Below are 24,679 nucleotides of genomic sequence, written 5' to 3'. Positions count from 1 at the left end.
CCTTTGCATGTACATCGCGTCGTTTATCTACAAACCCGGGCAACGGGACGAGGAGTTCAACCGTTTGAGCGCGTTGATCGACGAAGTCGCGATCAGCATCGAAGGGTTCGTCGGCACCCAATCCTGGTGCTCGGCCGATGGCGAACTGGTCAACGCCAGTTACTACTGGCAGGACGAAACCTCTATCCGTGAATTCGCCAGCCACCCCAGACACCTGGAAGCCAAGCGTCAGTACCGCAAGTGGTACGCGGGTTATCAAGTGGTGATCGCTAAAGTGGAGCGGGCTTATGGCGATGACTCGTTCGAGCTGTTTGTGCCCAATGGCCGGCGTGCGGCGAATGCTTGAGTGAGGTTTTTTGGGCCGCACACAAAACCACGACAGATTTTCCGGCCTGAATGACTGGCTGCGGGGGGAGAACCCCTCGCAGCCATTTCTGTTACTGAAGGTCGAGTTTCGCCGCTGCGCGTGCGGTGATTTCCGAGCGTAGTTTCAACGACCCGGCAGCGCGTTTGCGCGCTTCCTCCCGTACGCTGACCGGCGCTGTCTCGGGATTGCCCGCAGCAAACGGCGGTGCCGGCGCATATTCCAGTTGCAGTTGCACCAGTTGCGCAGTGTCCTTATCGAACAATTCAGCCGCCAGGGTCAGGGCAAAATCGATCCCCGCGGTGATCCCGCCACCGGTCAGCAGATTGCCGTCGCGTACCACTCGATCCTTCACCGGGATCGCCCCCAACAGCCCGAGCAATTCGTGATACGCCCAGTGCGTGGTAGCGCGCTTGCCCTTGAGCAACCCTGCCGCGCCAAGCACCAGCGCGCCGGTGCAGACCGAACTGACATACCGCGCCGTGGCGGCCTGAGCCTTGATGAAGGCCAGGGTTTGGTCATCCTCCATCAACGGCCCGACACCGCTGCCGCCAGGGATGCAAATCACATCCAGCGGCGGGCAATCGTCGAAGGTGATGGTCGGTTTCAACACCAGCCCGGTACTCGCGGTGATCGGGACCAGGTCTTTCCAGATCAGATGCACCTTCACATCCGGCAGCGAGGCCAGCACGTCATAAGGGCCGGTCAGGTCCAGTTGTTGAACCTGTGGAAACAACAGAAAACCGATCTGCAACGTCATGGCGTTTTTTCTCCTGGTTGGGATGGACGGCTTCACTGTAGGTGCCTAGGATCTGGCGTATACGCCAATCACCCCACGAATTACGCCAACTATGCCAAACACCCCGAAAACCATTCATGTGCTGGCCTTTGCCAACGTGCAAGTGCTCGACGTCACCGGGCCGTTGCAGGTGTTCGCCTCGGCCAACGACATCGCCCGCCAGCAAGGTCTGCCGCCGCCCTATGCGCCATCGGTGATTGCCAGCGGTGGCGGGGCGGTGATGTCGTCGGCGGGGTTGGCGCTGCTGGCAGAGCCGCTGCCGGATCGGGGCAGCGACACCTTGATCATTGCCGGTGGCTGGGGCGTTTACGCAGCGGCGCAAGATGAGTCGCTGGTAGCTTGGGTGCGTGAGCATGCGATGGGGTGTCGGCGAGTGGCGTCGGTGTGTACCGGGGCGTTTTTGCTGGCGGCCAGCGGCTGGCTCGACGGTCGGCGGGTGGTGACGCACTGGACCCGTTGTGAGCAATTGGCGCAGCAGCATCCCAAACTCCAGGTCGAGCCCAACCCGATCTTCATCAACGACGGCCCGGTCTGGACCTCGGCCGGGGTTACCGCTGGCATCGACCTGGCCCTGGCGATGGTCGAACAAGACCTCGGCCGAACCATGGCCCTGGACGTCGCCCGGCAACTGGTGGTGTTTCTCAAGCGCCCGGGTGGCCAGTCGCAGTTCAGTGTGACCCTGTCCTTGCAGAAAGAAGGCGATCGTTTCGACGAACTTCATGCCTGGATCAGCGAAAACCTCACCAAGGACCTCGGCATCCCGACCTTGGCCTTGCAGGCCGGCATGAGCGAGCGCAGCTTCGTCCGTCATTACCGCGCCGACACCGGCCAGACCCCGGCGCGGGCCATCGAACTGATTAGGGTCGAGACCGCCCGGCGCTTGCTCAGCGACACCGGTGTGCCGATCAAACGGGTCGCGATGCAGTGCGGGTTTGGCAGTGAAGAGACGCTTCGACGCAGTTTTCTGCGAGCCATGGGCGTGACACCGCAAGCCTATCGCGAGCGGTTCTCCGTCAACCCAGCAGCAGATCCAGCAATGACATGAGGCTCTATTTCTCAGGCTTCCACGTCCGCCACCTGATTGAAGTACTTCGACCGGTCCGGCGTAAACGTCACCACCATTTTGGTCCGGGAACAGGTCAGCGCCCGTTCCGCGCTCAGATCAATATCCAGATCCTCCCCGCGCAACCCCTGCCATTGGGCGAGGTATTTGAGGGATCCGTATTTTTCGAGTTTTTTCAGGCTGCGGCTGACGCCACCTTTCCAGCCCAGCACCGGGAGCTCGCCGGTAATGCATTGGTGGGCGAGGTCGGGGAAGCGGGTGGCGCGTTGGCGGCCGATCTCCCAGCATTTGATCAGGCCTTTGTCGTGGCCCTCCCACAGTTCAGTCCGGTTCAGGCCTGATCGGAGTGGGGTATCGATGCTGCGATGGATGCGCTGGGTCATTCTGGTTCCTTGAATTCGGGTTTTGTTGGACAGCTCCGCTGTGCCCGTTGAGCGTGGATGGTAGGGATGGATGCAGGTACTGGCAACAAGGTATTTCCGGATGTAGGAATCAGTTACCAGATGCTGATTGGGCTGGTTTGTTTAATAAATGTAGGTGTTTGCCCTACACGATCCTGTGGCGAGGGGGCTTGCCCCCGCTCGGCTGCGCAGCAGTCGTAAAGCCAGCAAATGCGGTGCTTCTGGAGGAATGTGGTTGAGCATTCGAGGGGGCGCTGTGCGCCCCAACGGGAGCAAGATCCCTCGCCACAGGAGGTCAGCGGTGCGTGTTTAGGTTCATCGCGGGTAGGCCTTGATCCTACAAAAAGCGTCGTAAAAGTGGATATTTCCGACGCGTTTTGACGGTTGTAGGTGAGGAAAGGGAGTCGATAGTCTTTCCGGGTCGCTGCCAATTCAGCGACCGGGTTTGGTCACCCGTGCAATGTCAGGCGTGCAAGCGCCAACGTGAGCATGTCGGCGCTTTTTCTTGTGCTTGTCGGTATGCTTTGCGGTGGGCTGTGCGCGGGGCACTTTCGAGTGCGCCGGGTGCCTGACTTCCCGGTTGACCAACCTGCGTACCGCCCACCACCCATCGTTTGGTCACGATGGTGGTGAGCTTCATGAATGTCAGGAGTTACACCATGATAAAAGACAGTCCCAATCCCCCCGAAACCGACGACGTTTCCCCCTACGAATCACCCGATTCCAAAAAGCTCAACGAAGCCGCCGAACGCGCGCTCGACCACTACCTCAAGCCACCGCCCAAACAACCAGAAGGCCGCAAGCCCAGCAGGATGTTTCTGGTTGCGCCGGACATGGACAACGAAAGCCTGCTGGCCCATGTCTGCGAGTCGCTGGCGTCAGCGAGCGTAATGACCAGCGACATTGCCGCGTATGTCGATGCTCCGCAACGGCACACGCTCCTGGCGATTCAACAGGTCATCATGCTGGCCGAGCTGGCGGTGAATCGGGTGCTGGATAACGTCGACGTGCCAAAACTCTCGCCGCACAGCTGACCCCTTGTAGGAGTGAGGCTTGCCCGCGAAGACGGTGTGTCAGGGGACATCCATGTTGAATGTGAGATCGCTTTCGCGGGCAAGCCTCGCTCCCACAGATTCACGTTCATTTGACGGCAGGCCAGCGTTCACACTCAACCAACAATTCGACGATTTCCCAGGGGCAGGCGTTTGTGGCAAGTTGCAGGCCCTTATCGAGGCCGGATGTCATGGCAAACCCCTACCGCGAGCTGTTCCACGCCCCAGGCGCCCGCGCCTTTGTGCTGGCCGGGATGATCGCGCGCATGCCGATTTCCATGACGGGCATCGGCCTGATCACCATGCTCTCGCAACTCCAGGGCGGCTATGGCCTGGCCGGTTCCATCGCCGCGACCTTTGCCCTGGCCACGGCGTTTTGCGCACCGCAGGTTTCGCGGCTGGTGGACCGTTTTGGGCAAGGCCGGATCTTGCCGGTGTCGGCGCTGGTCGGTGGCGGGGCGCTGTTGATGCTGTTGCTCTGCACCCGCTTGCAGGCGCCGCACTGGATGTTGTTTGCGTTCGCTGCGCTGGCCGGTTGCATGCCGAGCATGTCGGCGATGGCGCGGGCGCGCTGGACCGAGTTGTATCGCGGTCGTCCTGAGTTGCAAACCGCCTATGCGCTGGAGTCGGTGCTGGACGAGGTGTGTTTTATTGTCGGGCCGCCGCTGTCGGTGGGGTTGTGCGTGGTGGCGTTCCCGGAGGCGGGGCCGTTGGCGGCGTTGTTGATGCTCGCGGTCGGGGTCACGGCGTTCGTGTTGCAGCGTGGCACCGAGCCGCCGGTGCATCCTCGTGAGGAACACCATCAGCGCTCGATCATTCACTCGAGCGAAATCCAGTTGCTGATGCTGTTGATGGTTGCCATGGGCATCATCGTCGGGGTAGTGGATGTGGTCAGCGTCGCCTTCGCCGAGCAGCAGGGGCAACCGGCGGCGGCGAGCATTGTGCTGTCGGTGTATGCCATTGGCTCCTGCCTGGCCGGGTTGGCGTTCGGCGCGTTGCGCTCGAAACTGCCACTGCCTCTATTGTTTCTCTACGGTGGAGTGGCGACGGCGGTGACCACGTTGCCGCTGCTGTTGGCGGCGAACATCTTCGGGCTGTCGCTGGCGGTGTTCGTCGCCGGGCTGTTCTTTGCCCCGACCCTGATTGTGGCCATGGCGCTGGTGGAACGCATTGTGCCGCCGGCCAAACTCACCGAAGGCCTGACCTGGCTGGTCACCGGTTTGAGCATCGGCGTGGCGATCGGCGCGGCCGGTTCGGGCTGGCTGGTGGATGCGTTCGGGGCGCGCAGCGGGTTCTGGCTGTCGATTGCCGCCGGTGCCGTAGTGTTGGGTTCGGCGGTGCAGAGCTACCGCCACCTTAAGTAGTCAGTTAAGGCGATCTGTAGCAGCTGCCGAGCCTGCGAGCCTGCGTTCGGCCGTAGCAGCTGTCGAGCTTGCGAGGCTGCGTTCGGCTGCGCAGCAGTCGTGAGTCCGGCTGACGCGGTTTGTCTGACATATCGCAATCTCTGGTTTTACGACTGCTTCGCAGCCGAACGCAGCCTCGCAGGCTCGGCAGCTGCTACAAAGCGTGCGTTAACCCCACAGACTAATTCTCACCGCACCTCATCCGTTCTCCTTACAGATAACCCATTGAGGATAAGTGCGGTGACAAAGCTGACACTGCTGTGCCTGCCCTATTCGGGCGCCAGCGCCATGGTCTATAGCCGCTGGCGGCGCCAGTTGCCGCCGTGGCTGCAGCTGCAGCCGGTGGAGTTGCCAGGGCGGGGCGCCCGGTACGACGAACCCCTGCAAACCGACATGCGCGCCTTGGCCCTGCAATTGGCCAGGGAACACAAGCCAACCTTGCGTGGCCCTTACGCCCTGTTCGGTCACAGCCTCGGCGCGTTGCTGGCCTGCGAGATGGCCCACGCCTTTCGTGCCCTCGGTGCTCCTGAGCCGGTGGCGCTGTTTGCTTCAGGCACGGCCGCCCCGACCATGCGCAGCGACTATGACCGTGGCTTTGCCGAGCCCCAGACCGATGAGCAACTGATCGAGCAGTTGCGCACGTTCCAGGGCACCAGCGAGGATGTGTTGGCCAATCAGGAGTTGATGAGCCTGACCCTGCCGATCCTGCGCGCCGACTTCATGCTCTGCGGGCGCTTGCGTCCGATGCAGCGTCCGCTGCTCAAGTGTCCCGTGCACGTGCTCGGTGGCAAGGAGGACAAGGCCACCACCGAGCAATTGATCGGCTGGAGCCAGGAAACCCTGGGCAGCTTCTCGGTGGACATGATGACCGGCGGGCATTTCTTCATTCATGAGCATGAAGCCAAGGTGATCCGGATTATCAAGAATCATCTGGAAGTCCATCACCGGCGGCACGCGCAGCTGGCGGCGCCGGTTTTTTAACGCGCGCGGTCCACTTATCGAGTGTTAACAGGAGGCCCGTCATGGGTGTTGCTGTGGGTTTTGCCGTGCGGCCGTTGCTGCCGGCGCGGGGTCGCTTGCCGCTGCTGGTGGAGGCGACCGAGCCGAATACCAGCCTGTTGGCGGTGTTCGATGAATTGAATGAATTGGTGGATGAGCATTTGTTGCGTGACGGCGGCATTCTGTTTCGTGGGTTCCAGCTGGACGGTGCCGAGCAGTTCCGTCAGTTCGCCGCCGGCTTCGGCCATCCGCTGCTCAATTACGAGTTCGGCTCGACACCGCGCACCAACGTCACCCAAGGGGTGTACACCTCCACCGAATACCCGGCGCATCAGAGCATTCCGTTGCACAACGAGCAGGCCTACTCCCGGGACTGGCCGATGAAAATCTGGTTCTACAGCATGATCGCCGCCACCTCGGGCGGCGAGACGCCGATTGCCGACAGCCGGGAAGTCTATCGCCGCATACCTGTGGCGATCCGCGAGCGCTTCGTCAGCAAGGGCCTGATGTACGTGCGCAATTTCGGTAACGGGCTGGACGTGGCCTGGGAGCAAGTGTTCAACACCCAAGACCGCGAGGTGGCCGAGGCCTACTGCAAGGCCCACGGCATCATTTGCGAGTGGAAGGACGACGGAGAATTGCGCACCCGCCAGACCTGCCAGGCGGTGGCGCGGCATCCGGTGACCGGCGATTGGGTCTGGTTCAATCAGGCGCACCTGTTCCACATTTCCAATCTTCAGCCGGAAGTGCGTGAAAGTCTGCTGGATATCGTCGACGAGCAAGACCTGCCGCGTAACGTCTATTACGGCGACGGTTCGCCCATCGAGGATGAAGTGCTCAATGAAATTCGCGCCGTGCTCGATGACTGCGCCATCAGCTTTCCCTGGCAGGAGGGCGATGTGCTGATGCTCGACAACATGCTCTCGGCCCATGCCCGCGCGCCTTTCGAAGGCAAGCGCAAGGTGATTGTCGCGATGGCCGAAGGGCATTCCCAGGACGGGCGCTGAACTGAACGCGCCTTGATACACCTGTCGCCGAAGCCGGTCTTGCACCGGCTTCGGCGTTTTTGTAGCGCTGTAGGAGCCGGCTTGCCGGCGAAGGCGCTTTCATGGGCACTGCAGGGATCGAGGCCGCCTTCGCGGGCAAGCCGGCTCCTACAGGTTCTGCGTTGAGCCCGGGTTTGTCGGTGCCGCTAAATCATCGCGTTAGCCATTCGTTCTTGTTGATACGACCGGGCCTCCTGGTCGCGCCGCCGATCAGCAAGGACCCCACGCATGAATGCCGCAGACGCACAGAAACTCGCCCGTCGCTTTATCGAACTGCCTCAGGACAAGCGCCGCTTGTTTCTGGCCGGCATGGCCCGCGAAGGCATCGATTTCGCGCAGCTTCCCATGACCTCCTGTGTCGGGGTCGACGAGCGCGACGGCCTGTCCTATGCCCAGCAGCGAATGTGGTTTCTCTGGCAGCTGGATCCGCAGAGCGCGGCCTACAACCTGCCGATGGCGGTGCGCCTGAGCGGTGCGCTGCGAACCGAGGCGCTTGAGCGTGCGTTCAGCCTGCTGGTGGCGCGCCATGAGTGCCTGCGCACCACCTTCGGCCAGGAAGGCGAGCGTGCGTTCCAGCGAGTGGCCGAACCCCATGACCTGACACTGGCGATCAACGACCTGAGTGCCTTGCCTGAAGATCGGCGCTGGCCCCAGGCGCAACGGCACATGATGGCTGAAGCCACTCAGGCGTTCGATTTGCAACAGGGGCCGCTGCTGAGCATTCGTCTGTTGCGCTTGGCCGAGCAGGAGCACGTGCTGCTGCTGACGCTGCATCACATCATTGCCGATGGCTGGTCGATGAATATTCTGATCGACGAGTTCATGCGCACCTACGACGGCTTGGTGGCGGGGCGGCAACCGACGCTGCCGGCACTGGCCGTGCACTACCGCGACTATGCCCTGTGGCAACGCAGTTGGCTGGAAGCCGGCGAGCGCGAGCGTCAGCTCGATTACTGGCGCACGCAGTTGGGCGAAGAGCCTCCGATCCTCGAATTGCCCACCGACCGCGCCTATCCGGCCCAGTCCAGCCACCAGGGCGCGCGCCTGGAAAAAGTCATCGATGGAGCCTTGCGCCAGGAGCTGAAAACCCTCGCTCAGCGCCAGGGCGTGACGCTGTTCGTGGTGCTGCTGGCCGCCTTCAAGACCTTGCTGCATCGCTACAGCGGCCAGACCGACATCCGCGTCGGCGGCTTGATCGCCAACCGCACCCGCAGTGAAACCGAAGGCTTGATCGGCTTCTTCGTCAACACCCAGATCCTGCGCAGCGAGGTCACTCCTCAAACCCGCTTCAGCGATCTGCTGCAGAGCCTGCGTCAAGCGGCGCTGGGTGCCCAGGCCCATCAGGAGCTGCCGTTCGACGCGTTGATCGAAGCCCTGCAACCGGCCCGCAGCCAGAGTCACAATCCGTTGTTTCAGGTGATGTTCAACCATCAGCCGCTGGTGACCGATCTGCAGGACGTGCGGCTCGATTGCGGTTTGCAGGTCGGCTATCTGAGTGAGCAGCAACTGGCCGGCAGCGGGCGTCAGCATGCAGCCACCAGCGACCTGATGCTCGACACTCGGGAAGAGGGCGAGCAACTGTTCGCGGCGTTCACCTACGCCACCGACCTCTTCGACGCGCCGACCATCGCCGCGTTGGCCGAGCATTGGCACAACGTGCTGGTATCGGTGTGCCGTGATCCGCAGCAACCGCTGGGCGAGGTGTCGATGCTCGGCACGGAAGAGCGCGAGCGCCTGATTCAACCTGTTGCCGTCCCGGTGCCGCTGTCCGGCATGGCGCAGCTGTTCGAGGCCCAGGTGGCGCGCACTCCCGACGCAACAGCCGTGATCCTGGCGGGCGAGCAGTCGCCCTCGCTCAGCTATGCCGAACTGAATGCTCGCAGCCATCGCCTGGCCCATCAGTTGCGCGCCAAGGGTGTCGGCCCCGAGGTGTTGGTCGGTGTGGCCTTGGGTCGTTCGCTGGAACTGGCCGTGGCATTGCTGGCCGTGCTCAAGGCCGGTGGCGCCTATGTGCCGCTGGACCCGCACACCCCGGCCGAACGCCTGCGCCATGTACTCGATGACAGTGGACTGAAACTGTTGCTGACCGAGAGCGCCTTGCTGAACAGCCTGCCGCCGCTCGACGGCATCGACTGCCTGTGCCTCGACCAATTGCCGGACAGCGACACTGCCAGTCAAGACAACCTGCAACTGACCGTGGATCCGCAGAACCTCGCCTACGTGATTTACACCTCCGGTTCCACCGGCCGACCGAAAGGCGTGGCTGTCAGCCACGGCGCGTTGAGCGAGTTCATTGCGCGGGCGATCGCCTACAGCGACTTGCGCGAAGGCGATCGCGTGCTGCAATTCGCCACCGCCAGTTTCGACGGTTTCGTCGAGCAATTCTTCCCGCCACTGTGCCATGGCGCCGGCGTCGTCCTGCGCGATGCAGGCCTGTGGGACAGTGCGACCTTGCACCAGGTGATCGTCGAACAGGGCATCACTCTGGCGGATTTGCCGGCCGCTTACTGGTATTCGGTGGTGCAGGATTACGCGGCCAACCCGCCGGCTCACTTCGCTGCCTTGCGCCAGATTCATGTGGGCGGCGAGGCGATGGCGGTGGACGGGCTGCGCCTGTGGCAACGCGCCGGGTTGGGCCATGTGCGTTTGCTCAACACCTACGGCCCGACCGAGGCGACGGTGGTCTCGACCCTCCACGATTGCAGCGCATTGACCGCCGAGGCGGTGTCGTGGCGCGGCATCCCGATCGGTCACGGCCTGGAGCAACGCCGGTTGTACGTGCTCGACGACGATTTGAACCTGTTGCCGCAAGGCGCGGTGGGTGAGTTGTACATCGGCGGGCCGGGCCTGGCTCGCGGTTATCACCGGCAACCGACGCTCAGTGCCCAGCGGTTTATTGCCGATCCGTTCGCGGTTGGCGAGCGCCTGTACCGCACTGGCGACCGTGCCCGGCTGCGGGATGACGGCGCGGTGGAGTACATCGGCCGCGTCGATCACCAGGTGAAAATTCGTGGGTTCCGCATCGAGTTGGGGGAAATCGAGTCGCGGTTGCAGCAATGCCCGGGGATTCGTGAGGCGGTGGTGCTGGCCTTGCCGCTGACGGGTGGAGCGCAACTGGTGGCGTATCTGGTCGTCGATCAGCGCGTGCTTGGCAGTGCGGCGGAGCAGGTGATTCTGCGCCAGCAAATCAGAAGCGATCTGCAGAAGAACCTGCCGGACTACATGGTGCCCGGCCACTTGCTGCTGTTGCCGCGCATGCCCCTGACCCCCAGCGGCAAACTCGACCGCAAGGCCTTGCCGATCCCCGATCCGAGCCAATTACAGAGCACTTATCGCGCCCCGCAAACCACCACCGAACAGGCGCTGGCGCAGATATGGATCGAAGTGCTGCAAGTGCCACGGGTCGGGGTGGATGACCATTTCTTCGAGTTGGGCGGGCATTCGTTGCTGGCCGCCCAAGTGATCGCCCGGATCAAAAGCCAATTGGGCGTGGTGCTGCCATTGCGCAGCCTGTTCGAGACACCGCTGCTGGGCGATCTGGCCCTAGAGTTGGCCGGGATGGCCGGCGGGGCAAGCGATAACGACTGGTCCGACATGGATCAGTTCATGAGTTCTCTGGAGGGAGTTGAAGTATGAGCGGCACTATGGCGGAGCGTATCGCTAAAAGGTTCGTCGGTTTGCCGCTGGAGCAACGTCGACTGTTTCTCGCCAAACTGCGCGAGGAGGGCAAGGACTTCAGCCTGCTGCCACTGCCGGTCAGTCGTCACGACTGCGCAGTGATCCCGCTCTCGTTTGCCCAGCAGCGCTTGCTGTTTCTCTGGCAGCTCGACCCGCAGAGCGCCGCGTACAACATGGCCGCCGGCCTGCGCTTGCACGGGCAGCTGAATGAGGCGGCGCTGTTGCGTTCGTTCGATCATCTGGTGGCGCGCCATGAAGTGCTGCGCACGGTGTTCCACACCGACAACGACCAGCCGAGCCAGGTCCTCCTCGACCAGCAGCGCGTGCCGCTGGAACGCGTCGACCTGTCGAGCGTCGTCGCGCAAGAGCGTGAAGCCGAGCTGGCGCGGCGGGTTCAGGAAGCGGCCGCGCAACCGTTCGATTTGCTCCATGGGCCACTGCTGCGGGCCAGCCTGTTCGGTCTGGCGGACGATGAATGGGTGCTGATCGTGAGCATGCACCACATCGTCTCCGATGGCTGGTCGATGGACGTCATGGTCAAGGAATTCGTGCAGTGCTATCAGGCCTTTAGCCTGGAGCGCGAACCGCAGTTGCCGGCGTTGCCCTTGCAGTACGCCGACTACGCGATCTGGCAGCGCCGCTGGCTGGAGGCGGGCGAGGGTGAGCGTCAACTTGATTACTGGCGCCAGCAGTTGGGTGAAGAGCATCCGCTATTGGACGTGGCGGCGGATTTCCCCCGGCCACTGACCCAGAGTTTCGAAGGCCAGACCCTGAGCTTTGATTTCGGTGCGGACCTGTCCCGGCAGTTGAACGGCTTTGCCCGGGCCCAGGGCATCAGTTTGTTCATGCTGGTGCTGGCCGGGTTTTCGCTGTTCCTGTCACGACTTGGCGGCCAGCGCGATATCCGCGTCGGCGTGCCCAATGCCAACCGTGGACGCTCCGAAGTCGAAGGGTTGATCGGCTTCTTCGTCAACACCCAGGTGTTGCGTTGCCAAGTGGATGAGCGCGGCAGTTTCGACGATTTGCTGGCCCGGGTCCGGGAAGCGTCATTCGGAGCCCAGGCCCATCAGGAGCTGCCCTTCGAACAGCTGGTGGATGAACTGGTGCCTGAGCGAACCCTGGGGCACAACCCGTTGTTCCAGGCCAAGTTCAACCAGAACGTCGGCATGCAGACCCAGCGCTCGATGAGCCTGCCGGGCCTGAGCGTCACCGAGTATCCACTGGACAAAGAAGGCACGCACTTCGATCTGGCGCTGGACATCACCGATGACGGCACGCTGATCCATGGGCAAATGACCTACGCCAGCGACCTGTATGAACACTCGACCATCGAAGGGTTTATCCCGACGCTGCTGGGCCTGTTCCGCGAATTGCTCAGCGCCCCGCAAGCGCCGTTGCATACGCTTGCCGTCACACCGGTGCAACCGGCGCTGGCGCCATTGGAGCCGGCGGAGTCGGTATTGCAGCAATGGGAGCGTCAGGTGGTCGCACAGCCCGAGGCACTGGCCGCTCGTTACCTTGAGCGGACCTTGAGTTTTCAGACGCTGGATCAGGACGCCAACCGCCTGGCCCATTATCTGCGTGGGCAAGGGGTGCAGAGCGGGCAGCCCGTGGCGGTGCTGATGGAGCGCTCGCTGGAATGGCTGACCTGTGTGTTAGGGGTGATCAAGGCCGGGGCGGTGTACATGCCGCTGGACGTCAAGGCGCCGGCGGCGCGTTTGCAGCAGATGCTCGAAGGCGCGCAGGCGAAAGTCCTGCTGTGTGCCCCGGGCGATTCGCGGGAAAACAACCTGACGGTCGCCGGTTGCCAGGGGCTGGCCTTCGCGCCCGAACGCTGGCAGGACCAGCCGACTACAAAGCCTTCGCTGAGCGTGTCGGCGGATGCTGCGGCCTACGTGATTCACACCTCCGGCTCCACCGGCCAACCCAAAGGCGTGCTGGTGAGCCACGGCGCTTTGGCCAGTTATGTGCGCGGTGCGCTGGAACGTCTGGCGCTGGAGCCGGCGGCGAGCATGGCGCTGGTCTCGACCATTGCCGCGGACCTGGGGTTTACCGTGCTGTTCGGCGCCTTGTGTTCCGGTCGCTTGTTGCATGTATTGCCCGAAGCGCTGGGCTTCGACCCGGACCGGTTTGCCGATTACATGGCTGAGCATCAGGTGGGGGTGTTGAAGATCGTACCGGGGCATTTGTCGGCGCTGATGCAGGCGTCCCGGGCCGTCGATGTGTTGCCGCAACACGCACTGATCGTCGGCGGCGAGGCCTGCTCGCCGGTACTGCTGGAGCAGGTGCGGCGACTCAAGCCGGGCTGCCGGTTCATCAACCACTATGGCCCGAGCGAAACCACGGTCGGCGTTCTGACCCATGAACTCACCGACCTCGACCCGGTTGCCCGTGGCGTGCCGGTCGGCCGGCCGTTGCCGGGAGCCCATGTCTATGTGCTGGACGATGTGCTCAACGCGGTCGCCGACCAAGTGGCGGGCGAGTTGTACATCGGTGGCGACAGTGTGGCGCTGGGTTACCTGGGCCAGCCGGGGCTGACCGCCGAACGCTTCCTGCCGGATCCGTTTGGCGCCGTTGGGGCGCGGGTTTACCGCAGCGGTGACCGGGTGCGGCGTAATCGTCAGGGCGCGCTGGAGTTCATCGGTCGTGCCGACGATCAGGTCAAAGTGCGCGGCTATCGGGTGGAACCGGCAGAAGTCACCCGGGTGTTGCTGGGCCTGAATGGCGTGAGCGAGGCGGCAGTGTTGGCCTTGCCGCTGGACGGTGATGAAACACGCCTGCAACTGGTGGCGTACTGCGTGGCCGCGCCGGACCTGCCATTGAATGTCGACGGCTTGCGCCAGCAGCTACAGGCCTGCCTGCCGGAGTACATGGTGCCGGCGCAGATTGTGGTTCTGGAGCATCTGCCGTTGACCGCCAACGGCAAACTGGACAAGCGTGCCTTGCCGACGCCGGGGCTGGTCACCCAGCCATTTGTCGCCCCGGTGGGCGAGGTCGAAGAGAAACTCGCCGCCATCTGGGCCGATGTGCTGAAGCTTGAACAAGTGGGCAGCACCGACAACTTCTTCGAGCTGGGCGGCGATTCGATCCTCAGCCTGCAAATCATCGCCCGGGCCAAACGCCAGGGGATCAAGCTGAGCCCCAAGCAACTGTTCGAGAAGCAGACCATCGGCCAGTTGGCGGCAGTCGCCAAGCTGATCGAGAGCAAACCGGCGGCCAGCGTCGCGCAAAAAATCAGCGGCGATCTGCCGTTGTTGCCGATCCAGACCCGCTTCTTCCAGACCGACATTCCCCAGCGCCATCACTGGAATCAGTCGGTGATGCTGCAGCCGCAATCCCCCCTCGACGCGGCCCATCTCAGCAACGCGTTGGCCGCCCTGATCGAGCAGCACGACGCGCTGAACCTGAGTTTCCAGGCCTCGGGCGAGACTTGGCAGGCGACATTCCAGGCACAACGCCACACAGACCTGTTATGGGTGCGGGCACTGGACGACCTGGCCGATTTGCCCGCGCTGGCCACCGAAGCCCAGCGCAGTCTCGATCTGCAACAGGGCCGGCTGGTGCGCGCGGTGCTGGTGAACCTGCCGGACGCTAGCCAACGTTTGCTGCTGGTGATCCATCACCTGGTGGTGGACGGCGTGTCCTGGCGGGTGCTGCTGGAGGATTTGCAGCAAGCCTATGCCGCGTCGGCGGCAGGCAAGGCGATTGTCCTGCCGGGCAAAAGCAGTTCGCTCCAGGCCTGGGCGCAACACCTGCACCGTTATGGGCAGAGCGATGCGTTGAAGGCCGAACGCGATTATTGGCAGCGCACGCTGGAGGGCGGTCACAGCGACTTGCCGAGGGACTTCCCCGAGACGGTCCAGACCCGTCGACAGGCCGCTCGGGCCACTTCGCGCCTGAACAAGACACTGACCCACGCGCTGCTCAAAGTGGCACCGGCCGCCTATCGCACCCAAATCAACGACCTGCTGCTGACAGCCCTGGCGCGGGTGCTGTGTGACTGGAGCGAACAGCGCTCGGTGCTGATCCAGCTCGAAGGCCACGGTCGTGAAGACCTGTTCGACGAGCTGGACTTGAGTCGCACCGTCGGCTGGTTCAGCAGCCTGTTTCCGGTGCGCCTGACCCCGGAGGCCGAGCCGGGCACTTCGCTGTGCGCGATCAAGGAACAACTGCGAGCCGTACCGGGCAAGGGCATCGGCTATGGCGTGCTGCGCTACCTCGCAGGCTTCGAGCCGCTGCGTGATCTGCCGCAACCGCGCATCACGTTCAACTACCTGGGCCAGTTCGACGGTGCGTTCGAAGCGGCCGACGGCGCGCTGCTTGTGCCGGCCGCTGAAAGCACCGGTGCGCATCAGGATGACGAGGCGCCCCTGGGCAACTGGCTGAGTGTCGATGGCCAGGTCTACGGCGGCGAACTGGAATTGACCTGGACGTTCGGCCAAGGCATGTACCGTCCGCAAACCATTCAGGCGCTGGCCGACGCTTATTGCCATGAGCTGCAACGACTGATCGAACATTGCAGCGCCGGTGAGCATGCCGGGGTCACGCCGTCGGACTTCAATCTGCTGCGCCTGACGCAAGGGCAACTGTCGGCGCTGCCGGTGCCGGCACGGGAGATCAGCGATCTCTACCCGTTGTCGCCGATGCAGCAGGGCATCCTGTTCCACAGCCTCAACGAGCCGGACGGCCCGGCCTACACCAACCAGTTGCGGGTCGATGTGCGGCAGCTGGACGCCGAACGTTTCCGTCAGGCCTGGCAGCAGACGCTGGAGGCCCATGAGATTCTGCGTACCGTCTTCGTCTGGCCCGAGGACGCCGACGCGGCGGTGCAGATTGTCCGGCAGACGGTGCAGATGCCCATGACCGTGCAGGACTGGCGCGGTCGTGATGACCTTCACGCAGCGCTCGACCAGTTGGCCCGGGACGATCTGGCCGCCGGTTTCAAACTGGACCAGGCCCCGCTGTTGCGCGTGCTGCTGGTGCAAACTGCTGAAGCACAGCATCACTTGATCTACACCAGTCACCACATTTTGATGGACGGCTGGAGCACCTCGCAGTTGTTCGGCGAGGTATTGCAACGCTATGCCGGCATGACCCCGGCGGCGAACCCGGGCCGCTATCGCGATTACATTGAGTGGCTGGGCCAGCGCGATGTTCAGGCCAGTCGCGAGTTCTGGACGTCGGCATTGGTTGACCTTCAGGAGCCGACCCGGCTGGCCAACGCCATGCCGGTCAGCCAGACACCGGCCGGCGGTTATGCCGATTACCAGCATGTGTTCAGCGCACAACAGACCGGCGACCTGAACCGCTTCGCCCGCGAGCAGAAGGTCACCCTCAATACTCTGATGCAAGCCGCGTGGCTGGTGCTGTTGCAGCGCTATACCGGCCAGGCCACCGTGGCTTTCGGCGCCACCGTGGCCGGTCGCCCGACGGACTTGCCCGGCGTCGAGCAGCAGATCGGCCTGTTCATCAACACCTTGCCGGTGGTGGCGTCGCCGTCCGCCGAGATCCCGGTCGAGCAGTGGATTCAACAGGTGCAGCGCCTCAACCTGGCCCTGCGCGAACATGAACACACACCGCTTTACGACATCCAGCGCTGGGCGGGGCAGGGCACGCTGTTCGACAGTATTCTGGTGTTCGAGAACTACCCGATGGCCGAAGCCCTGGCCCAAGGCGCTGCCACTGGCCTTGAGTTTTCCACCCTCTCGCGTCAGGAGCAGACCCACTATCCACTGACGCTGGTGGCGGTCGCCGACCGTGAGCTGACCCTGGGCTTGAGCTTCGACCGGGCCTGTTTCGATCACGCCACCATCGCCAATCTGAGCACCCAGCTCGAAGACCTGATGATGCAATTCATGGCAGACGCTTCGCAGCCTTTGGGCGCGTTGCAACTGCTGGACGGCGCACCGCGTCAGACGGCTGTCGACTGGGGCAAGGCCACCATCACGACGCTGGATTCGCGCAGCGTGGTCGAGCGCATCGACGCACAGGTACGGCGCCAACCCGAGGCCGCGGCGGTGTTGTTTGCCGAGCAGACCCTTGACTACCGCACCCTCGACGCCCGGGCCAATCGTCTGGCGCACAAGCTGCAAGCACTGGGGGTCGGGCCGGAAGTGCGGGTCGGCGTGTGCATGCGCCGCACCCCGGACATGCTGATCGGGCTGCTGGCGATCCTCAAGGCCGGCGGTGCCTACGTGCCGCTGGACCCGGAGTATCCGCAAGAACGCTTGCTGCACATGCTCGAGGACAGTTGCGCGGCGGTGCTGCTGACCGAAGCCGCGTTGCAGGCGATGTTGCCCGCGGCGTTGCCGTCGCAAGTGCTGTGGGTCGAGGAGGGCGCCGAGTGGCTCGCCGGGTATCCGTCCACGGCGCCCGTCAGCCGGATCGTTGCGCAGAACCTGGCCTACGTCATTTACACCTCCGGCTCCACCGGCCAGCCCAAAGGCGTGGCGATCACCCACGCTAACCTCGCGGCGCTGATCCAGTGGTCCCAGGGTGTGTACCGCGATGAGCAGCTGCGTGGCGTGCTGGCCTCGACCTCGATCTGCTTCGACCTGTCGGTGTGGGAGATTTTCGTCACCCTGGCCAGCGGCGGTTGCATGGTGCTGGCGGACAACGCCCTGGCGTTGCCCGAGTTGCCGGCCCGCGAGCGGGTGACGCTGATCAACACCGTGCCGTCGGCGATTGCCGCGCTGCAACGGGCCGGGCAGATTCCGTCGTCGGTCACCACCATCAATCTGGCCGGCGAGCCGCTCAAGCAGACGCTGGTCGATACGCTGTACGCCAGCACCTCGGTCAAGCAGGTTTATGACCTGTACGGGCCGTCGGAAGACACCACCTATTCGACCTTCACCCTGCGCACCGCCAACGGCCGGGCGAACATCGGGCGGCCGCTGGACAACACCGTGGCCTACCTGCTCGACAGCCAGTTGCAGGTGCTGCCGGCGGGGCTGGCGGCGGAGTTGTACCTGGCCGGTGCCGGCGTGACCCGGGGCTATCTGCTGCGTCCGGGCCTGACCGCCGAACGCTTCGTGCCGGACCCGTTCGCGACCAACGGTGAGCGCCTGTATCGCACCGGCGATCTGGTGCGCCAGGGGCCGGACGACACGATCGAGTACATCGGTCGTGCCGACCATCAGGTGAAAATCCGTGGTTTCCGCATCGAACTGAGCGAGATCGAAGCCCGGTTGCTGGAACAGCCCGACGTGCGCGAAGCCGTGGTGCTGGCTCAGGAAGGCGCGGCGGGCAAGCATCTGCACGCCTACGTCGTCGCGAGCCAACCGGGCAACCCATCGTTGGTGGAAAGCCTGCGGGCGGCCCTGGCCAGTCGTTTGCCGGCGCACATGGTGCCGGGCCATCTGCACCTGATCGACGCGCTGCCGCTGACCCCCAACGGCAAGCTCGACCGCAAGGCCCTGATGGCGCTGGGTGGCAATCCGCTGCAACAGCGTTACGAAGCGCCAAGCACCGAGCTGCAATGGGAAGTGGCGACCGTCTGGCAAGAGGTGCTGGAGGTCGAGCGCGTGGGCCTGACGGACAACTTCTTCCAGTTGGGCGGGCATTCGTTGCTGGCAACGCTGGTGGTCACCCGGATCAAGGAGCGCCTGGGGGACAAGGTGCCGCTCAAGGAACTGTTCGAAGCCGACACCCTGCAAGCGTTCTGCGCCCGCATCGAGGCCTTGCGCGTCGAATTGTCGCCGGTTCAGGACGAATTGGCTAAATCCCTGGAGGCCCTCAAACGTCTATCCCTCGATGATCTGGAAAAACTGATTTCTTGAGGGGAACAACGCGTGCAAGAGTTAATCGAGTCGGTAGGACAACTTTCGGCTAAGCAAAGAAAGGCTCTGGCGGTTCTGCTCAAGCAGAAAGGCGTCAACCTTTTTGACATTGCCCCGGTTTTCAAGCGCACGCCTGAAGAGCCGTTGTTGCTGTCCTACGCTCAGCAGCGCCAGTGGTTTCTCTGGCAATGGGCGCCGCACAGCGCGGCCTACAACATTCCGACGGCCCTGCGTTTGCAGGGGCCGCTGGATGTGGCCGCGTTGCAGCGCAGCGTCCAGGCGCTGATCGAACGTCACGAAACCTTGCGCACGGTGTTCACTCAAGACGCCGGGCAACCCTTGCAAACGATCCTGCCCGCAGGCTCGTTTGCCCTGGATGTTCACCCACTGAGCCCTGAGCTGGCGGCAAACCCGCAGGCGTCGATCCAGGCCTTCGTCCAGACCCAGAGCCAGAAAGCTTTCGATTTACAGACCGGCCCGCTGTTGCGCGCGGCCTTGCTGCAAGTCTCCCCGCACGAGCATGTGCTGGTGCTGACCCTGCATCACATCGTCTCGGACGGTTGGTCGTTGCAGGTGATGATCGAGGAGCTGGTGCAGTTGTATGCCGGCTTCAACCTAGCGCACGACGCCGGGCTGCCGGCCCTGCCGATTCAATACGCCGACTATGCCCTGTGGCAGCGGCAGTGGATGGAGGCCGGCGAACAGGAACGTCAACTGGCCTACTGGCAACAAAAGCTCGGTGGCGAGCAACCGGTGCTGGAGCTGCCCGCCGACCGTGCGCGGCCGGTGGAGCAGAGCTTTGCCGGGGCCAGCCATAACCTGATGCTGGACCCGGCCCTGAGCGACAGCCTCAAGGCCTTTGCCCGACGGGAAAACGTCACGCTGTTTGTGTTGTTGCTGGCCTCGTTCCAGGCCTTGCTGCACCGCTACAGCGGCCAGGCCGACATCCGCGTCGGTGTGCCGGTGGCCAACCGTGGGCGGGTGGAAATCGAGCGTCTGATCGGCTTCTTCGTCAACACCCAGGTGCTCAAGGCGGATGTCGACGGCCAAGCCAGCTTCGTCGATCTGCTGCGCCAGGTGCGGCAAACCGCCCAAGAAGCCCAGGCGCACCAGGACCTGCCGTTCGAACAACTGGTGGAAGCCCTGGAGCCAGGCCGCAGCCTGAGTCACAGCCCGTTGTTCCAGGTGATGTTCAATCACCAGGCCGAAAGTCGGATCAGCGTCGAGACCCGCTTGAACGGCTTGAGTATCGAGCCGCTGGAATGGCAAAGCGAAACCGCGCAGTTCGACCTGGTGCTGAACACCACCGAACAGGCCCATGGCATTGAAGCGGTGCTCAAATACGCCACCGACCTGTTCGAACCGGCGACCATCGAGCGTCTGGCGCAGCATTGGTGCAACCTGCTGCGGGCGATCGTGCAGGACCCGACCCAGCGCATTGCCCAATTGCCAGTGCTCGATGACGCGCAGCAACAGCAACTCCTCGCGCATTGGAACCCGAGCCCGGTGGTGCACCCGGTCAGCCAGTGCATTCAGCAGTTGATCGAGGTACAGGCCGAACGTCGTCCGGAGGCGCCGGCAGTGGTGTTCGCCGGGCAACGGCTGACCTATGCCGAACTCAATCATCGGGCCAACCAATGGGCGCATCAGCTGATCGCCCGTGGCGTCGGCCCCGATGTGCGAGTGGGCGTGGCGGTGGAGCGTTCGCTGGACATGATCGTCGCCCTGGTCGCCGTGCTGAAGGCCGGTGGCGCTTATGTGCCGCTGGACCCGAGCTACCCCGACGACCGTTTGCGCTACATGATCGAGGACAGCGGCATCGAATTGTTGCTGACCCAGGGTCACCTGTTGGCGCAGCTGCCGATTCCACCGGGGCTAGCCTGTCTGGACCTGAATCAGCCGCCGCAGGACAGCAGCACGGCCAACCCGCTTTGCCTGACTACCGCCGATAACCTCGCGTATGTGATTTACACCTCCGGCTCCACCGGCAAGCCCAAGGGCGCGTTGCTGCCCCATGGCAATGTCATTCGCCTGTTCAGCGCCACCGATCACTGGTTCGGTTTCGGCCCCGAAGACAGCTGGACGCTGTTCCATTCCTACGCGTTCGATTTCTCGGTCTGGGAAATCTTCGGCGCGCTGCTCCACGGCGGCAAACTGGTGGTGGTGCCCCACGATGTCACCCGCTCGCCAGAAGACTTCTACACCTTGCTCTGCGACGAACAGGTCACGGTGCTGAACCAGACGCCGTCGGCGTTCAAACCGCTGATGCAAGTGGCCAGTGCCTCGTCGCGCAACCACGCGCTGCGTTACGTGGTGTTTGGCGGCGAAGCGCTGGAAGTGCAGAGCCTGCGCCCGTGGTTCGAACGATTCGGCGACCGCGCGCCAACCCTGATCAACATGTACGGCATCACCGAAACCACCGTGCATGTGACCTACCGCCCGCTGTCCATGACGGACTTGCAACAGAGCCACAGCAGCCCGATCGGCGAGCCGATTGTCGACCTGTCGTGGTACTTGCTCGATGACGCGCTGAACCTGGTACCCCAAGGGTGCATCGGCGAGTTGTACATCGCCGGGGCCGGGCTCGCGCGGGGCTATCTGAACCAGGCGGGCATGAGCGCCACCCGGTTCGTGCCGGATCCGTTCAAGCCGGTGGCCGGCGAACGTCTGTACCGCACCGGCGACCTGGCGCGCCTGCGCGGCGACGGGGTGATCGAGTACATCGGCCGGATCGACCATCAAGTGAAGATTCGCGGTTTCCGTATCGAGCTGGGGGAAATCGAAACCCAATTGCTCAACCATGACGCGGTGCGTGAAGCCGTGGTGCTGGCGGTCGAAGGGCTCAGTGGGCCGCAACTGGCCGCGTGGATCGTGCCGAGCGAGCCACTGGACGCAGATGCCCACGCCAGCTTGCGCGATTCGATCAAGGCGCAATTGCGTGAAACCCTGCCGGACTACATGGTGCCGGTCAGCTGGGTGTTCCTTGAACACCTGCCGCTGACGGCCAACGGCAAACTCGATCGCAAGCAATTGCCCAACCCCGATGTGAGCCAAGTGCAAGAGGCGTATGCGGCACCGCGCAGCGAACTCGAACAACGCCTGGCCGAGATCTGGCAGGACGTGTTGAAAGTCGAGCGGGTCGGGCTCAACGACAACTTCTTCGAGCTGGGCGGCGATTCGATCATCTCGATTCAGGTGGTCAGCCGGGCGCGTCAGGCGGGCATCCGCTTCTCGCCCAAGGACATCTTCCAGCACCAGACCGTGCAACGCCTGGCCACCGTCGCCCAGCAGAACGATGCGGTGCAGGCGATGCAAGGTGATGTGCTCGGCACGGCCGTGCTGACGCCGATTCAACAGTACTTTTTCGCCACCGACATTCCCGAGCGTCAACACTGGAACCAGTCGATCCTGCTAACCCCGGCCGAGCCGCTGCAAGCGCCTGCGCTGGAACAGGCTCTGGAACATCTGCAACGGCATCACGATGCCTTGCGTCTGCGCTATCGTCAGACCGCGGGTGAGTGGGCGCAGGAACATGCCGCCATCGATCAGCCGAACGCACTGCTGCGCACTGTTTCTTTGCAAAGCAGCGAGGCCTTGCCGGCGCTGTGCCTGGAGTTGCAACGGAGCCTGAACCTGAGTGACGGCCCGTTGATCCGTGCGGCACTGGTGGACCTGCCCGATGCCAGCCAGCGGCTGCTGTTGGTGATCCACCACCTGGTGGTCGATGGCGTGTCGTGGCGGATTCTGCTGGAAGACTTGCAAACCGCTTATCAGCAACTGAGCACCGGGACAGCGTTGCGCCTGCCGGCCAAGACCACCGCGTTCAAGGATTGGGGCGAACGCCTGCAAGGTTATGCGCGCAGCGCCGGGCTGGAAACCGAGCTGGATTACTGGCGCGGGCAACTGGCCGACGCGCCGGCGGACTTGCCGTTGGACAACCCTCAGGGACAATTGCAGAACCGCTTCGAGCGCAGCGTCGACACGCGTCTGGATGCCGAGCGCACCCGGCAGCTGTTGCAACAGGCACCGGCGGTCTATCGCACCCAGGTCAACGATTTGCTGCTGACCGCACTGGCCCGGGTGCTGTGTGAATGGACTGCTTCCGACAGCGCCCTGGTGCAGCTCGAGGGGCATGGCCGCGAAGACCTGTTCGACGACCTCGACCTGAGCCGTACCGTGGGCTGGTTCACCAGCATGTTCCCGGTGCGCCTCACCCCGCAGGCCAGCCTCGAAGCGTCGATCAAGGGCATCAAGGAACAACTGCGTTCGATCCCCAATAAAGGCATCGGCTTTGGACTGCTGCGGTATCTGGGCAATGATGATGCCCGAGCGGCCCTGAGCGGCTTGTCCCAACCCAAGGTGACGTTCAACTACCTGGGCCAGTTCGATAACAACTTCGACGAGGGCGCGTTGTGGGTGCCGGCCACCGAAGACAAGGGCGCCGGCCAGGACGAACAGGCGCCGATGAGCAACTGGCTGACCATCGACGGCCGTGTCTACCAGGGGCAATTGAGCCTGACCTGGACCTACAGCGGTGACGTGTTCGAAGAGGCAACCATCAACCAACTGGCCCGCGCTTATGAAATCGCGCTGGGCGAGTTGATCGACCATTGCCTGAGCCATCCGAGCGGCGGCCTGACCCCTTCCGATGTGCCACTGGCCGGGTTGTCTCAGGCTCACCTCGACAGCCTGCCGATCGCCGCGCAGCGCATCGAGGACATTTACCCGCTGGCCCCGATGCAGCAGGGCATTCTGTTCCACAGCCTGTACGACGCCGATGCCAGCGCTTATGTCTATCAGATGCTGCTGGATATCGACGGTCTGGACGTGGCGCGCTTCCAGCAAGCCTGGCAGCGGGTGGTGGATCGTCATGAAGTGCTGCGCGCCGGATTCATCTGGGGCCGCGACGGTCTCGATGCGCCGCTGCAAGTGATCTATCGCCAGCTGACGCTGGAAATGCCGGAAGTGGATGTGCGCGCCGAACCGGATCTGCAAGCCGTGCTGGAGGCTCGTGCATTGGCCGAGCGTGAGCGCGGTTTTGACTTGCAGAATCCGCCGCTGCTGCGCCTGTGCCTGCTGCGCACCGCCGATGACCGTCATCGCCTGATCTTCACCTGCCACCACATTCTCATGGACGGCTGGAGCAACTCGCGGATGTTTGGCGAAGTGCTGCAGGATTACGCGGGGCATCCGGTGCCGAGTGCCCAGGGCCGTTATCGCGACTTCCTGGCCTGGCTGCAACGCCAGGACAAGGACGCGGCGCAGGCCTTCTGGCGCGGGCAATTGGCCGAACTGGACGAACCAACGCGGTTGGCCTCGGCCTGCCACGGGCAAACCGTGCCCGGCCCCGGCAAAGGCGTGCATAAGCTGACCTTTGACGCAGCTTTCACCCAGCGCCTCAACGGTTTCTCGCGCCAGCAGCAAGTGACGCTCAACAGCCTGGTGCAAGCCGCGTGGCTGCTGGTGTTGCAGCGCTACACCGGGCAGAGCAGTGTCGCGTTCGGTGCGACGGTGTCCGGTCGCCCGGTGGATCTGCCGGGGATCGAGCAACAGTTGGGCCTGTTCATCAATACCCTGCCGGTGATCGCCAGCCCGCAAGCGACCTGCAGTGTCAGCGACTGGGTGCGCAGCGTGCAGGACAAGAACCTGCGGCTGCGCGATTACGAACAGACGCCGTTGCAAGACATTCAACGCCTGGCCGCGCTCAACGGTGAAGCGTTGTTCGACACCTTGCTGGTGTTCGAAAACTACCCGGTGTCCGACACCCTGGAGGCCAATCCGGGCGGGTTGCGTTTCAGCGGTCTGGAACACCGTGAGCAAACCAACTATGGCCTGACGTTGATCGCCGGTGCCGGCGAGGTGTTGAGCCTGGACTTCAACTACCTCACCGAACACTTCGCCGAGCGCAGCATTGTCGGCCTGGCCGCTCATCTGCAAGAAGTGCTGCGTCAGTTCCTCGATGCACCGCAACGGGTGCTGGGCGAGATCGGCCTGTTGCCAGCGAGCGAGCTGCGCACGCTGGCCGAATGGAATGACCATCACGCCGCGTACCCAGTCCAGGCCTTGATCCATCAGGGCTTTGAAGCCCAGGTCGAC

Annotated in this window: 11 protein-coding genes; 9 read left to right on the top strand and 2 right to left on the bottom strand. The window is 63.4% G+C overall.

The genetic code is table 11. The annotated features are described in order from the left end of the window. Positions 1-7 precede the first annotated feature (7 nt). On the top strand, positions 8-346 hold the full coding sequence (locus HCU66_RS24300) for an antibiotic biosynthesis monooxygenase family protein (RefSeq protein ID WP_205890950.1): 339 nt from the start codon (positions 8-10) through the stop codon (positions 344-346). A 91-nt stretch (positions 347-437) separates the two neighbouring features. Here HCU66_RS24300 and inhA read toward each other — a convergent pair whose 3' ends face one another. Further along, positions 438-1,124: an isonitrile hydratase gene (gene inhA / locus HCU66_RS24295; protein ID WP_205890949.1), complete on the bottom strand. Its 687-nt coding sequence runs from the start codon at positions 1,122-1,124 to the stop codon at positions 438-440. A 91-nt stretch (positions 1,125-1,215) separates the two neighbouring features. On the opposite strand from inhA, the gene HCU66_RS24290 reads away from it, so the two are divergent. Further along, positions 1,216-2,208, top strand: coding sequence for a GlxA family transcriptional regulator (locus HCU66_RS24290; RefSeq protein ID WP_205890948.1), 993 nt, complete (start codon positions 1,216-1,218; stop codon positions 2,206-2,208). Positions 2,209-2,219: 11 nt separating this feature from the next. Here HCU66_RS24290 and HCU66_RS24285 read toward each other — a convergent pair whose 3' ends face one another. Further along, positions 2,220-2,609 (bottom strand): hypothetical protein, encoded by a 390-nt coding sequence (locus HCU66_RS24285; RefSeq protein ID WP_205890947.1) that lies wholly within the window; start codon positions 2,607-2,609, stop codon positions 2,220-2,222. Between the two features lie 677 nt (positions 2,610-3,286). Here HCU66_RS24285 and HCU66_RS24280 point away from each other — a divergent pair. From HCU66_RS24280 to HCU66_RS24250, 7 genes are all read left to right on the top strand, one after another. Next, entirely contained in the window at positions 3,287-3,661 is a 375-nt protein-coding gene (locus tag HCU66_RS24280; protein ID WP_205890946.1) for a DUF6124 family protein, read from the top strand. A 209-nt stretch (positions 3,662-3,870) separates the two neighbouring features. Beyond that, complete coding sequence (locus HCU66_RS24275) at positions 3,871-5,043, top strand: MFS transporter (RefSeq protein ID WP_205890945.1); 1,173 nt, start codon at positions 3,871-3,873, stop codon at positions 5,041-5,043. 279 nt (positions 5,044-5,322) lie between these two features. Further along, positions 5,323-6,063 (top strand): alpha/beta fold hydrolase, encoded by a 741-nt coding sequence (locus HCU66_RS24270; protein WP_205890944.1) that lies wholly within the window; start codon positions 5,323-5,325, stop codon positions 6,061-6,063. Positions 6,064-6,104: 41 nt separating this feature from the next. Continuing rightward, the gene (locus HCU66_RS24265) at positions 6,105-7,088 is read left to right on the top strand and encodes a TauD/TfdA family dioxygenase (protein WP_205890943.1); all 984 of its coding nucleotides are present in this window, start codon (positions 6,105-6,107) and stop codon (positions 7,086-7,088) included. A gap of 267 nt (positions 7,089-7,355) precedes the next feature. Then, entirely contained in the window at positions 7,356-10,763 is a 3,408-nt protein-coding gene (locus tag HCU66_RS24260) for a non-ribosomal peptide synthetase (RefSeq protein ID WP_205890942.1), read from the top strand. Next, the gene (locus tag HCU66_RS24255) at positions 10,760-18,583 is read left to right on the top strand and encodes a non-ribosomal peptide synthetase (protein WP_205890941.1); all 7,824 of its coding nucleotides are present in this window, start codon (positions 10,760-10,762) and stop codon (positions 18,581-18,583) included. Before HCU66_RS24260 ends, HCU66_RS24255 begins: the two co-directional genes overlap by 4 nt. Before the next feature lie 12 nt (positions 18,584-18,595). Beyond that, positions 18,596-24,679, top strand: a 6,084-nt coding sequence (locus tag HCU66_RS24250; protein ID WP_205890940.1) for a non-ribosomal peptide synthetase, incomplete at its 3' end; no start/stop codon positions are given.

The organism is Pseudomonas frederiksbergensis (assembly GCF_017114915.1).
Taxonomy (GTDB): Bacteria; Pseudomonadota; Gammaproteobacteria; order Pseudomonadales; family Pseudomonadaceae; genus Aquipseudomonas; species Aquipseudomonas frederiksbergensis_I.
Note: the sequence above shows the minus strand (reverse complement) of the source record. Positions and strands in the feature narration are given on the sequence as shown.

What these genes read in the sequence shown, in the direction of transcription:
- HCU66_RS24275 (WP_205890945.1), top strand. Translation starts at nt 3,871, where the DNA reads ATGGCAAACCCCTACCGCGAGCTGTTCCACGCCCCAGGCGCCCGCGCC.
- HCU66_RS24265 (WP_205890943.1), top strand. Translation starts at nt 6,105, where the DNA reads ATGGGTGTTGCTGTGGGTTTTGCCGTGCGGCCGTTGCTGCCGGCGCGG.
- inhA (WP_205890949.1), bottom strand. Translation starts at nt 1,124, where the DNA reads ATGACGTTGCAGATCGGTTTTCTGTTGTTTCCACAGGTTCAACAACTG.
- HCU66_RS24260 (WP_205890942.1), top strand. Translation starts at nt 7,356, where the DNA reads ATGAATGCCGCAGACGCACAGAAACTCGCCCGTCGCTTTATCGAACTG.
- HCU66_RS24290 (WP_205890948.1), top strand. Translation starts at nt 1,216, where the DNA reads ATGCCAAACACCCCGAAAACCATTCATGTGCTGGCCTTTGCCAACGTG.
- HCU66_RS24280 (WP_205890946.1), top strand. Translation starts at nt 3,287, where the DNA reads ATGATAAAAGACAGTCCCAATCCCCCCGAAACCGACGACGTTTCCCCC.
- HCU66_RS24255 (WP_205890941.1), top strand. Translation starts at nt 10,760, where the DNA reads ATGAGCGGCACTATGGCGGAGCGTATCGCTAAAAGGTTCGTCGGTTTG.
- HCU66_RS24285 (WP_205890947.1), bottom strand. Translation starts at nt 2,609, where the DNA reads ATGACCCAGCGCATCCATCGCAGCATCGATACCCCACTCCGATCAGGC.
- HCU66_RS24300 (WP_205890950.1), top strand. Translation starts at nt 8, where the DNA reads ATGTACATCGCGTCGTTTATCTACAAACCCGGGCAACGGGACGAGGAG.